Below are 11,362 nucleotides of genomic sequence, written 5' to 3'. Positions count from 1 at the left end.
TTGTCATTGCGAGCGTAGCGAAGCAATCCCCCGCAACCTGTTTCGGGGGATTGCTTCTCCGCCTCCGGCGGATCGCAATGACACACGTCAACGATCTTCCCGTCTTCAACATAGATATCCGCCTGCCTTGTCTTATTCTTCTCGCCCGTCGAAATTGCGGCGTTCTCGATCAAGAGCATATGCATTACCGGGGAGACACACGGTGCGTCTCCCCGGAGTTTTAGCCGTTAAATTCTTCGATCAGCTTGTCATACTCGCCCGCCATGCGCCATTTGGAGGTCCAATAATCGGGGTCGTCCCACTGGGCGTTGAGCTCTTTCAGCTCTCTACCCTGCTGTTCTATCCATGTGTAGTATTTAAGATTATGAATGCGCTTGCGGCTGAAATCGTCGAGGGCCAGAAGTTTATTCCTGTCCGAATCTAAAAGGTACTCTTCAAGGTCCTTTCCAGCCTCTTTCTCCGAATATTTGCCGTATTTGGCGCGACACTCCTCAAGGCGCGATCCGTAAAGCTCCATAGAATCTGTGAATACAGTAAAGATTATATCGTTCGCGTCGAGACTGAAATGCCTTGCCATCCTTATAGAAGCAAGCATGTTACAGATGCCGGATATACCGAGAAGTTCCAACTTTCCCAATGTCACCGCGTCTATCTTTTTGCCGGCGAGACACTTCTTCCCTTCCGGTTCGTTAAATAAACGCATCAGCCTTATGCACGCCTCGTCATCTACGGCCTCTACAACGTCCGTGTTCCTCACATTGTGTATCCACGGAATATGCTTGTCGCCTATTCCTTCTATCCTGTGATCGCCAAAGCCATTGCAAAGAAGCGTCGGGCATTGGAGCGCCTCAACGGCCGATATCATCATGCCCGGGTATAGCTCTTTTAACCGATCGCCGGCACAAATAGTTCCTGCAGAGCCTGTAGCGGAAACAAAACCGCGAAATTTGTCGCCCTTGTTCATTAAGCCTTGAAGCGCCTCGTGCACAGCTTCGGCCGTAACGTTATAATGCCACATGCCGTTTCCGAACTCTTCGAACTGGTTGAAGATAACGATGGAGTTCTTTCTCGTCCTGTTCATTTCATTGCACTTATCGAATATCTCTTTAACGTTTGACTCGCATCCAGGCGTTGCAATTATTTCGGAGCCGATTTTTTCAAGCCACTCGAAGCGTTCGCGGCTCATGCCTTCAGGTAAAATTGCAACGGATTCGCACGCAAGAAGTGCCGAGTCATAAGCGCCGCCCCTGCAGTAGTTGCCGGTAGACGGCCAGACAGCTTTTTGTGATGAAGGATCGAACTCGCCCGTTACAAGACGCGGGACCAGACAGCCGTAAGCCGCGCCCACTTTGTGCGCGCCTGTCGGAAAATATTTTCCGACAAGACCCACGATGCGGGCCTTAACACCTGTGAGCGATGACGGAAGTTCTAAAAAATTAACGCCGTGAAAACCCCTGCTCCGGACGTCGTTCTTCCATGTTATCCTGAAAAGATTGACGGGATCGATATCCCAAAGCCCGACATTCTTTAACCTTTCCTTGGTCGCCTCGGATATCTTTGTAGGGTCCCTTTGTTCTGCAAATGTGGGAAGAACTATCCCCCGCTCGCGGCATCTCTTCTTCGCCTTTTCCAAAATTTGTCTGTTCATTTTTCAAACCTTTTCCACAAAGAGGTCGAAAGTTTCCTGGCCTCTTTTATGATTGCCGCTTCGTCTATGTGCTCCAATTTGAAACCTTCCATGAGCACGCGGCCTCCGACTATCGTTGAATGAACACGCGAATCAACGACTCCAAAAAGTGTGTGCCCCCAATAATTGTCGGCCTTAACTTCCGTTGATGGGATATAGTCTGAAATAATCACATCGGCCTCTGCCCCGCCCGCTATCACCCCGAGCTTCTTGCCAAAAAGGTGTGACGGAATTGAGGGGTTGGTCTTTAAAGCGCTCATGTGAACTTCGTTCCACCCTGCCTGAGGATTCCCCGCTGCCTCTTTGTGCAGAACGCTTGCGGCCTTAATGTCGGTGAAGACGCCGGAGCCCATGCCGTCGGTCCCAATTCCCACCGAAAGACCGGCGGCGCACATCTTAAGATAATGCATCCGGCCCACGGCATTGTTCATATTTGAAACTGGATTATGAACGACAAATGCGCCCGATTTCTTAATAAGCTCGATATCGACATCGTTCACATGAACGCAATGCGCAGCAATGGTCCCTTCGCGCAATACTCCTTCATCATAAAGCCTGCGCACGACCGAAAAATTATATCGCGCCTTCGCGTCGGCGGCGTCCTCTTCTCCTTCGGCCACGTGGATATGATAAGGGGCGCCGAACTTTTCGTTCGCCTCATGCACCTTTTTGATGGTCGCAGGAGAAAGCGTGAAAGAAGCATGAAGACCGAACATCCCCCTTAAAAGATAGGAGGGTGACATACATTTTTCCGCCACCTCTTCCAGGAACGAAACGTTCTCTTCGATCGCCTTCTTACAATCCTTTTCGCCGTTCCTGTCGGAGACCTCAAAACAGAGCGCACCGCGCATGCCGGTCTCGCTAAAGGCCTCCGCAACAGCCGTTAAAGAACCTTTTATCGAACCATAGCTTGCATGATGGTCTATTACGGTAGTAACGCCTGACCTTATCGACTCGATCAAACCTAAGTAGGCGCTTAAGTATATATCCTCTTCTTTTAGCGCTTTATCCAACTTCCACCACAGGCATTCCAGGACCTCCAGAAAAGAGGCCATCTTGGGGAGATTGAGCCCTTTTGCGAACTGGCTGTAAAGGTGCATGTGCGGGTTGACAAAACCGGGCATAACGACCCTGCCATGGGCATCGATAATTCGCCACGCGCCGTGCGCCGTGCGCTCAACCGGAAATGCGCTCATCTTGCCGAGGCCCGTTATCTGGTTATCTTTTATCTCCAAGTATCCATCCGGAATAACGATGTCCTGATCGCATGTAAATATGCAGGCGTTCTTTATCAGTAAAGACATGGCCGCAATGGTAAACCAAAGGCCTTCATCATTCAATCACAAAAATAGTTTTGATTTAAAGCAAAAGTCATATATAAAAAGGAACGCAAAGGAGAACAATATGAAAAAAACACTGGCATTTCTGGTAATTCTTACGATGGCATTGGGGATCTCAAGCGACGCAATGGCAAAGAAGAAAAGGTCAAAGAAGAGTTCATACGGTCAAGGTCTGGGCGCATCTAAGGCAAATAAGAAATACCACACTAAGACAGAAAAGGTGAAATTCAAAAAATTCAACGAGAACGACCCGACAACCGCTAGCGACAACACCATCACGGTAGAAAAAGGCGGCCAGCTCGTTGACGTACCCATAAAACAGAACTGGGGTGAAAAACATTTGCGCATATTTAAGAACCAAAACGTCAACCTCACCACAACCTACAATCCCGAGACCGGCAACTACACGGTCTCAAATGTTGAGCCGTTCATCACCTACTAATGCTTTTCCCGGGTAAAACACCGTCCTTAAAATTCATCCTTGAAAGATTATTCTAAACGTCGTATCATCATTTTCAAATGATAGCCCATCTGAAAGGAACCCTCGCAGAAAAAATGACCGATCATGTGATAGTCGACGTACGGGGAGTAGGATATCAGGTCTGCGTCTCTCAATCCGGCATCTCGCGCCTTCCCGAGGCCGCACAGGAGATATCCCTTCACATATACACCCATGTCCGCGAAGACCAGCTGACGCTATTTGGTTTTTTAACCCGTGAAGAAAAGACGATATTCCAAAGGCTCCTGAATGTCTCCGGCGTCGGGCCAAAACTTGCCATGACGATCCTTTCCGGAATGGAGCCACACGATCTGGTCCAGGCGGTGGTCAAAGAGGACCTCGCACGCATCAGCGGTATCCAGGGGATAGGCCGAAGGACCGCCGAACGCATAGTTGTTGACCTGAAAGACAAGTTCCTTAAGGAATTCGGCGCGTTGAGCGGGGGTGCGGGCGGTTCTGCAAAACCCCTATATAATGATGCGGTATCTGCCCTCACAAACCTCGGCTATACAAGGGTGACCGTCGACAAGGTCCTTACGAAGATCGGCCTCAAAGAGGGCTCGACCGTTCAATCGGTAGTTAAAGAGGTATTGAAAGAACTGAAACAATGACAACAGAAAGAGACGAACTAGATCCGCAAAAGGCGCCGGAAGAGTTGCAGTTCGACGTATCTCTTCGTCCCAAGAGCCTTGACGAATATATCGGCCAGACCGCGGTTAAAGAGAGACTCAAGATCTTTATCGAGGCGGCAAAGGAGAGAAAAGAGGCGCTCGATCACGCACTTTTTTCCGGCCCCCCGGGACTCGGCAAGACAACTCTCGCTTACATAATAGCGAACGAACTCGGAGTTAAGATACATTCAACCTCAGGCCCTGTGCTGGAACGCGCAGGAGACCTTGCGGCGATACTCACGAACCTTGAACCGCGCGACGTCCTTTTTATAGACGAGATCCACAGGCTGAACCGCGTGGTCGAAGAGGTCCTCTATCCGGCGATGGAAGATTTCAAACTGGACCTCATAATAGGCCAGGGACCTTCCGCAAGAACGGTAAAGCTGGACATTCCACGCTTCACACTTGTGGGCGCAACTACAAGGACGGGCCTTTTAACATCTCCCCTTCGCGACCGATTTGGAGTGGTTTCAAGGCTTGACTTCTATTCGCCTGTCGAACTTTCAACCATAGTCAACCGCTCAGCAAAACTTCTGGAGGTCGAGCTGACAAGCGGAGGTTCTCTTGAAATAGCGAAACGCGCTCGCGGAACTCCGAGAATAGTGAACAGATTACTACGCCGAGTTCGCGACTTTGCGCAGGTAAGGGCGAACGGCATCATCGACGATAAGGTGGCACGCGACGCCCTGAAGATGCTCGAGGTCGACGAAAAGGGTTTTGACCAGATGGACAGAAAGATACTCTTGACCATAATAGACAAGTTCGACGGAGGCCCCGTTGGGGTCGAAACCCTCTCTTCCGCCATCAGCGAAGAGAGAGACACCATCGAAGACGTCTATGAACCATATCTCATCCAGTGCGGCTATATAAACAGGACCCCCCGCGGACGTACTGCAACGGAGCTTGCTTATGCCCATCTTGGGCGCAAGGTTCCCAAAAGCTTGACCGAACAATCGAAGCTTTTTGACCAATGATAAGGAAGCTATTCATAAGAATTAAGGCCAATCTAAAGCCCATCGTCATCTTCGTGGCGGCGGCTGGTTTCGTCTGGTTCGCCGTATTCGGGGACCAGGGGCTTTGGAACCTTAAAAGGGCCATAGGGCTTAGAAAAGAGCTCACGGCGAGGGAAACCGAGCTAAGGGCCCGTATTAATGAGCTAAAAGAGAATAAGAATCTGCTGACGAACAAGGAACATTTAGAGCTCGTGATACGCCAGGAGCTTGGTTACGTCAAAGACGGAGAGATAGTATTCCAGCAAATGAGCCCTTGACAAGCGCTTCCCCATATAGTAAACAGGCGCGACTTTTGAATTTTATGAATTTTAGGCCCCTTTCTTTGGTAAAGAGAATTACCTGTTCATGGACTTAAGGCACCGGGAAAAAGGGCCATTGTATAATGAGAAGACCGGTTCATGGCAGGAAAGATGGAGGTAGTTTGTGAGTGAGAACAAGATGCACGGTAAAGTAAAGTGGTTCAATGACGCCAAAGGTTTCGGCTTTATTGAACGTGAAGGCGGACCAGACGTATTCGTCCACTTCTCTTCGATCCAAGGTGACGGCTATAAGAGCCTTGCCGAGGGCGTAGAAGTCACTTTCGAGTTGGTTGAAGGCCCCAAGGGTCCTCAGGCACAGAATGTGCAGAAGGCCTAACTAAAACAGGCTAAAATTAAACCCCGCTTGATTAAGTTCAAGCGGGGTTTTTTATTTTTAGACATGGGTTGACTCTCGCAACCCTAATAGTGGCTGGATTTTACTCTTCGAGCGTAGTCGAGAAGGTAAAATCTGCTTATTTTCTCGACTCGCTAACGCTCGCTCGAAAGATAATCGAAGTTTTCCGACCGCTACGAGAGTCAAGCGTATAGCCCTATTTTTAGATTTACTTTATCAAATTCATGAACTCTTCGCGGGTGGCCTGGTTCTTTCTGAAGCCACCTAGCATGGCGCTCGTCACAATGTTGGAATCGTGCTTTTGAATGCCCCTCATCTGCATGCAGAGATGTTGCGCGTTGACTACCACCGCAACCCCCCTCGGCTTTAACACAATCTCAAGGGCCTCTGCTATCTGCTGGGTCATTCTCTCCTGTACCTGAAGCCTGCGCGCGTAGATCTCTACCATTCGCGGTATCTTGGAGATCCCTACCAGTTTTTTATCGGGCAGATAGGCGACATGGGCATGGCCGTAAAAAGGGAGCAGATGATGCTCACAAAGGCTATAAAAGGGGATATCCTTAACGATGACCATCTCGTCGTACTTGTCGGTAAAAATGGCATCGCTTATTATCTTTACCGGGTCCTGTTTGTATCCGTCGGTCAGAAACTCGAACGACTTCTTAACCCGAAGCGGCGTCTTTCTCAGCCCCTCTCTCTCAGGATCTTCGCCCAGCTTTACCAATAACTCCCTTATCAACTTTTCCATATATTCTCCTCGCCCCCAACTTGGTCAGCTTATAAAACTTCCCTATCCACATATTCCCCTATCTTCATCGCCGCCGCCATAATGGTCACCATAGGGTTCACGCCCAAAGATGTGGGGAAAATAGAACCGTCTGCAATAAACACATTATCAAGGCCGTAAAAACGGCCGTAAGGATCGCAGACCGCCTCTTTTGGATTTGCCCCCATCCTGCACGTTCCAAGGGGATGAAACGCCTGAAGGTCAAGGTCCTTCGCCCGTATCTTCTTTGAGCGGAGCTTGGTAGCGCCCTCCTCACGGGTTATCTCAGGCATAATGTGGATCGGTAGCAGGACTCTCTTCGCCCCCGCAGCAAAGAAGGCCTCTGTGACTATCTCAAGCCCCTTAATGAACTTTTTAACGTCGGTGCGGTTCAAATTATAAATGGTAAGTGCGCGGCCACCCGGCATCCTTAAGATCCTTCCATGGCTCGTGTCCGAGACCATTATGCCGAAACTGGCGAGCTTGTTGTAATTCTCCATTACCTCGCGGTGTTTTTCGCCTACATGCAGTATCTTTGAGGCCGTGTAAGAAGGCGGCAGGAATATCCCTTCGAACGTTATTCCCTCACCCGAAAGCGCGTCCACGTACCAGCCTTGAGGTATCTCGTTCCACGCCTTTATCTCTTCGTCAAAGACCCCAAGCACCTGCGCGGCAGGATGAATGGTCAGGTTGTGCCCTATCATGCCGCTTGGATTTGGAACATGCGAACGCATGAGCAGGGTCGGGGTGTAAAATGTTCCGCACGCAAGGATTATGACACGCGCCTTTATCTCCAGCGTCCCCAGTCTTTCATGCGAAACGGGATCCCTAAATCTTGCAATAACGGTGTCCGCATGGCTACCACTGTATAAGAACCGGCTCACCCTGCAGTGACAATATAATTTTGCCCCTGCCTTCAGGGAATCGGGCACATAATTAAGGTTTGCGGACCTCTTTGCGTTGGTCGGACAACCGAACACACATGTCCCGCTACCGCAACACTTGGGGGCGTTCCTCTGAAGAGGGGCTCCGGTATACCCCAGCGATTCGATACCGCGCTTGAACACATTAGTGTTATTCTTAAGCATCGCCCGCTCCGCAGGCTCAACGCCAAGTTCTTTTTCAACTTCGCTAAAATAGCGTTCCATTTTTTCGGGCGACCACGCGTGAAGGCCGAACTCGTCCGCCCATCTTTTTAGCACCTGCGGAGGCGTTCTAAAGCATGTGCCGGAGTTGATGATCGTTGTACCGCCGACGCATTTACCGACAGGAACAAGGATGGCAGGATAACCGAAGGTGTTGGTCACGCCCCCGTTACGATATAGAAGTTTGACCTCGCTCACGGCGTCCTGACCGAAATCTTCGGCCCTGAAAAAGCCGCCATCTTCTAAGATAATGACCTTGCGTCCGGCCTCGGCCAGCGTCTTTGCGATAGCCGCGCCCCCGGCGCCGCTACCTATAACACAGACCTCGCACTCTTCTTTTATATCGTGACCGAAAGGTTTAACGAACGCGTTCTCGTGCGGGAACGAAGGTTCGGGCAGAGGCGCGTGAAATTTTGGGGTATAGCCCACCGCGGCGGCAACGGATGGAATTGAATAGTAGTTAGAATATACTATCGCTCCCAAAAAACGCCAGAGAGCGCGTTTGCCGGCAAGCCAGGACGTGTGCCACGCCTCGAGATAACGGCCCCGCCATTTTTTATCGAGGCCTCTGAATGTCCTGAAGCGAAACCGGTAGAAAATGGCGCCGTAGTCAAAAAGGGAAAGAACGAATCTAAAAGAGAGCCTTACATCGCTTGAAAAGTGACCGACATGGTTATCTATCTTATCAACGAGCTTATTCCGGTCAAAGTCTCCCGGGATAAGCGTAACTACGAACGCCTTCAAAATCTCCCGCTCTCTTGAAGTTAGAACGCTCATCTTTTTAAGGCCTCTTCCATCGTCTTCACAAGCTTTTCTGTTTCCGGCACCTCACCCACTATTCTTAGATCATCATACACGTTGCCATCTGGCGAAACGAATAATATTGTGGGCCATCCAACGACGTTATATTTGTCGAGCATCCTGTTAATTTCGGGAGAGTCGTTCGTGGCGTCAACGTGCAGAACCACAAAGCCTTTTATTATCTCCGCAATGTTCTTGTCGTTCGCCATCATGCTCTCAAGCTTCACGCACGGCGGGCACCACTTTGCCCCAAATATGACCAGCATCGGTCTTTTGGTGGCGGCCGACTCCACAAGCGCCGCCTGTTCGTTCTCGAGCCACGAAATATTATCACCGTTAAGGTTGAAGGGAACTATGGAGTTCAGATAATAGAGCGCCGGCACTAGAAGCAGTACGCCGATGATCTTTTTGACCAGGCCTCCGGCCTTTACATGTTTAAGCCGTGCCGCGAAGGTGCCATAGAACGTACCGGCAATTATATAGACCGCGCCCATTCCAAGGGCATAGGCCGCCAAGAGTTCCACTCCAAAGGCATAGGCCTTTTGAGAAGCCACCCAAAGGAGCATGGGCCCCAAGACCGGCCCCACACAAGGGGTAGCCATGAGCCCCATCGACATTCCGCTCAAGAAAGCGCCTCTGTAGCCCTTGCCGCCCAGATGTGTGAGAAATCTTTGAACGCTTCGGGGGAGCTGAATGGTGAAAAGGCCGAACATCGAAAGGCTCATCATGAGAAGAACGGCTATAAGAATGATAACGAATATCTTCTCCTGAAATAAAAAACTTGTCTGATTTCCCGCGGCTACAGCCAGTACGCCGAGCAGCGAATATGTGACGGCGATGCCCGCGACCAGCGAAAAAGAAAGGAGCAGATTTCCAAGCACGTGACCCTTCTTATGAATACCTATGATAAGCAGTAGCACGGGTATCAACGGCCACACACATGGCGTCATGCTTGTTAAGAGCCCGGCCACGAGAGCTACGATGAGAGCGATATACCTTCCGCGTGAGACGACATCTTTAAAGTCCTTAAAATTAAGGAGCTGTTTTATGTTGAACTCCAAGGTTTCTATCTTGGGTTTGTCTTCCGTGAGCTCAGCTCCGGCCGCGGCGACCTCCATGTTCCATGTAATGACGTGCTGTTCGGGCCTTAAACAAAGCCTCTCTTCGCAACCCTGCATCTCAAGGACCGCCGTCACCTTTTTTTCCCCAAGTTGCAACTCCAAAGGGGACGAGAATACGATAGATATCACCGATTCGCCTTCAGGAAAGATGGTGATATTACCGCCGTTCATCGGATCTTTGTGCGATACGCCCTTCGGATATATTATCGACCGCACGCGTATCCCCTCAAGCGTTGTAAAAGAAAGCTCTGTCTTGTCTTTATAAAGAAAGTGGCCCTCAGGAACCCTTATAATGATATCTGTCGTGATCTCGCCGCCCAACTGCATCCTGATCTTTGCATCGTCGTGGCTAAATTCAAAGGGCGATTCGAACGCAAAAAGTTTGACGGAAATTGCCAGCAAAATGAGCGTGAATAGTGTCTTTTTCATATTGGACTCCCCCTTCGGATATATATAGATTTTGTTTGATAATTGCAAATAACTTGTGTATTCACAATGAACAGAATGAACGCAAAGAACAGATTCATGATCAAGTCGGCCTTTAGAATAGCCGAAAAGACGGGCGCCAAGTCGGTCTTTATCTACATAGACCCCCTTGAGGACCTCAGATACGAAGATCGCATCCCCAAAAAGTTCAATATTTTCCTTGTTAGCAAGAAAAAGAAGCCCGATTTCGACCCGGAAGACAAATCTACGCTTGGCGGTCACTGTAAGGCCCTCATCAACGTCCCAAAGATCAATTTCACCCGCATAGCACTTGTTAAGGTGGCGGTTATGCTCGGACTTTCGCTTGATCACGTAGAAGGCGGCTCTTCCCTCGTCTTTCTTGTGGGCCACACCGACCACGGGTTGCTTGACTGCATTCAGGTGGTCGACACCTCCAAAGAGACGGAGATCCTCACGAGCAAGAGCTTCACAAAAATGACGGAAAACTTAAGCTCCGAGGTCTTTCAGGCGGTCCTTAATCTCGCCATTGAACTTGCCGAGAAGGGACGTGAAGGAAAACCAATAGGGACCATATTCGTCGTCGGCGATGAGGAACATGTGCTCCAGCTTTCCCGTCAGATGATAATCAACCCCTTCAAGGGTTACGACGAAGAAGAACGGAACATCTTGAACCCGGCGTTAAAAGAGACCATCAGGGAATTTGCGGCGATGGACGGCGCATTTATAATAAGCGGCGACGGCGTTGTTCTGACGGCGGGAAGATACCTTTCCGCGGCAAGCGACGACACCAACCTTCCCCGCGGCCTCGGAAGCAGACACATTGCGGCCGCCGGCATCACTGCGTTGACAAAGTCGGTCGCATTTGTAATATCGGAATCGAGCGGAGACGTGAAGATATTCAAGGACGGAAAGATATTGATGGATGTTGAAAAGGCACCTAATAAACGATAACAGAGAAGCTGTCATCCTGAAGGGTGAAGCCCTGAATGATCCATTTGCAAATAGATGCAAAGGGATCATTCGCTTCGCTCAGGATGACATGCAATTTAACAAATGAGCAAAAAGTCTGACGAAGCGGTTTTCGACAACAGGATTGTCAACAAGTCCATTTCAAGAGGACAGCTAGACCCCAAAGAATATGAGGCGTTCTTAAAGTCCCTCCCGGACGAATCAAAGAATGCAGGAACGATCAAAGTATTTGAAGAAGAGAACGTTCTA

Annotated in this window: 12 protein-coding genes and 1 pseudogene (1 of these 13 only partly in view); 7 read left to right on the top strand and 6 right to left on the bottom strand. The window is 49.8% G+C overall.

What is annotated here, in order from left to right:
* From COV46_03015 to COV46_03005, 3 genes are all read right to left on the bottom strand, one after another.
* Nucleotides 1-185: hypothetical protein (locus tag COV46_03015; protein PIR17767.1), on the bottom strand; the 185-nt coding region annotated here is incomplete at its 3' end.
* A 35-nt stretch (nucleotides 186-220) separates the two neighbouring features.
* Complete coding sequence (locus COV46_03010; protein ID PIR17766.1) at nucleotides 221-1,648, bottom strand: pyridoxal-5-phosphate-dependent protein subunit beta; 1,428 nt, start codon at nucleotides 1,646-1,648, stop codon at nucleotides 221-223.
* The gene (locus tag COV46_03005) at nucleotides 1,645-2,991 is read right to left on the bottom strand and encodes a chlorohydrolase (protein ID PIR17765.1); all 1,347 of its coding nucleotides are present in this window, start codon (nucleotides 2,989-2,991) and stop codon (nucleotides 1,645-1,647) included. The genes COV46_03010 and COV46_03005 overlap by 4 nt, the downstream gene beginning before the upstream one ends.
* On the opposite strand from COV46_03005, the gene COV46_03000 reads away from it, so the two are divergent.
* The 5 genes from COV46_03000 (at nucleotide 2,990) to COV46_02980 (ending at nucleotide 5,846) form a co-directional block, all read left to right on the top strand.
* On the top strand, nucleotides 2,990-3,469 hold the full coding sequence (locus COV46_03000; GenBank protein PIR17764.1) for a hypothetical protein: 480 nt from the start codon (nucleotides 2,990-2,992) through the stop codon (nucleotides 3,467-3,469). The genes COV46_03005 and COV46_03000 overlap by 2 nt on opposite strands.
* A gap of 77 nt (nucleotides 3,470-3,546) precedes the next feature.
* Entirely contained in the window at nucleotides 3,547-4,137 is a 591-nt protein-coding gene (locus tag COV46_02995; protein ID PIR17763.1) for a Holliday junction branch migration protein RuvA, read from the top strand.
* Nucleotides 4,134-5,171, top strand: a complete 1,038-nt coding sequence (locus COV46_02990) for a Holliday junction branch migration DNA helicase RuvB (protein PIR17762.1) — start codon at nucleotides 4,134-4,136, stop codon at nucleotides 5,169-5,171. Before COV46_02995 ends, COV46_02990 begins: the two co-directional genes overlap by 4 nt.
* Nucleotides 5,168-5,467: a hypothetical protein gene (locus COV46_02985; GenBank protein ID PIR17761.1), complete on the top strand. Its 300-nt coding sequence runs from the start codon at nucleotides 5,168-5,170 to the stop codon at nucleotides 5,465-5,467. Before COV46_02990 ends, COV46_02985 begins: the two co-directional genes overlap by 4 nt.
* 181 nt (nucleotides 5,468-5,648) lie before the next feature.
* The gene (locus COV46_02980; protein PIR17760.1) at nucleotides 5,649-5,846 is read left to right on the top strand and encodes a cold-shock protein; all 198 of its coding nucleotides are present in this window, start codon (nucleotides 5,649-5,651) and stop codon (nucleotides 5,844-5,846) included.
* Nucleotides 5,847-6,072: 226 nt separating this feature from the next.
* On the opposite strand, the gene folE is transcribed toward COV46_02980, so the two are convergent.
* From folE to COV46_02965, 3 genes are read right to left on the bottom strand one after another with little or no spacing between them, the layout of a single operon-like run.
* Complete coding sequence (gene folE / locus COV46_02975) at nucleotides 6,073-6,612, bottom strand: GTP cyclohydrolase I FolE (protein ID PIR17759.1); 540 nt, start codon at nucleotides 6,610-6,612, stop codon at nucleotides 6,073-6,075.
* Nucleotides 6,613-6,641: 29 nt separating this feature from the next.
* Nucleotides 6,642-8,552, bottom strand: a complete 1,911-nt coding sequence (locus COV46_02970; protein ID PIR17758.1) for a hypothetical protein — start codon at nucleotides 8,550-8,552, stop codon at nucleotides 6,642-6,644.
* Complete coding sequence (locus COV46_02965; GenBank protein ID PIR17757.1) at nucleotides 8,549-10,126, bottom strand: hypothetical protein; 1,578 nt, start codon at nucleotides 10,124-10,126, stop codon at nucleotides 8,549-8,551. Before COV46_02965 ends, COV46_02970 begins: the two co-directional genes overlap by 4 nt.
* 66 nt (nucleotides 10,127-10,192) lie before the next feature.
* On the opposite strand from COV46_02965, the gene COV46_02960 reads away from it, so the two are divergent.
* Together COV46_02960 and COV46_02955 are read left to right on the top strand one after the other, a co-directional pair.
* Complete coding sequence (locus COV46_02960) at nucleotides 10,193-11,095, top strand: hypothetical protein (GenBank protein PIR17756.1); 903 nt, start codon at nucleotides 10,193-10,195, stop codon at nucleotides 11,093-11,095.
* Between the two features lie 102 nt (nucleotides 11,096-11,197).
* Nucleotides 11,198-11,362, top strand: a pseudogene (locus COV46_02955) (hypothetical protein) (it continues 51 nt past the right edge of the window).

It is taken from the genome of Deltaproteobacteria bacterium CG11_big_fil_rev_8_21_14_0_20_49_13 (assembly GCA_002796305.1).
GTDB lineage: Bacteria > UBA10199 > UBA10199.
Note: the sequence above shows the minus strand (reverse complement) of the source record. Positions and strands in the feature narration are given on the sequence as shown.

What these genes read in the sequence shown, in the direction of transcription:
- COV46_03010 (PIR17766.1), bottom strand. Translation starts at nt 1,648, where the DNA reads ATGAACAGACAAATTTTGGAAAAGGCGAAGAAGAGATGCCGCGAGCGG.
- COV46_02980 (PIR17760.1), top strand. Translation starts at nt 5,649, where the DNA reads ATGCACGGTAAAGTAAAGTGGTTCAATGACGCCAAAGGTTTCGGCTTT.
- COV46_02985 (PIR17761.1), top strand. Translation starts at nt 5,168, where the DNA reads ATGATAAGGAAGCTATTCATAAGAATTAAGGCCAATCTAAAGCCCATC.
- folE (PIR17759.1), bottom strand. Translation starts at nt 6,612, where the DNA reads ATGGAAAAGTTGATAAGGGAGTTATTGGTAAAGCTGGGCGAAGATCCT.
- COV46_03000 (PIR17764.1), top strand. Translation starts at nt 2,990, where the DNA reads ATGGCCGCAATGGTAAACCAAAGGCCTTCATCATTCAATCACAAAAAT.
- COV46_02995 (PIR17763.1), top strand. Translation starts at nt 3,547, where the DNA reads ATGATAGCCCATCTGAAAGGAACCCTCGCAGAAAAAATGACCGATCAT.
- COV46_02960 (PIR17756.1), top strand. Translation starts at nt 10,193, where the DNA reads ATGAACAGAATGAACGCAAAGAACAGATTCATGATCAAGTCGGCCTTT.
- COV46_02970 (PIR17758.1), bottom strand. Translation starts at nt 8,552, where the DNA reads ATGAGCGTTCTAACTTCAAGAGAGCGGGAGATTTTGAAGGCGTTCGTA.
- COV46_03005 (PIR17765.1), bottom strand. Translation starts at nt 2,991, where the DNA reads ATGTCTTTACTGATAAAGAACGCCTGCATATTTACATGCGATCAGGAC.
- COV46_02990 (PIR17762.1), top strand. Translation starts at nt 4,134, where the DNA reads ATGACAACAGAAAGAGACGAACTAGATCCGCAAAAGGCGCCGGAAGAG.
- COV46_02965 (PIR17757.1), bottom strand. Translation starts at nt 10,126, where the DNA reads ATGAAAAAGACACTATTCACGCTCATTTTGCTGGCAATTTCCGTCAAA.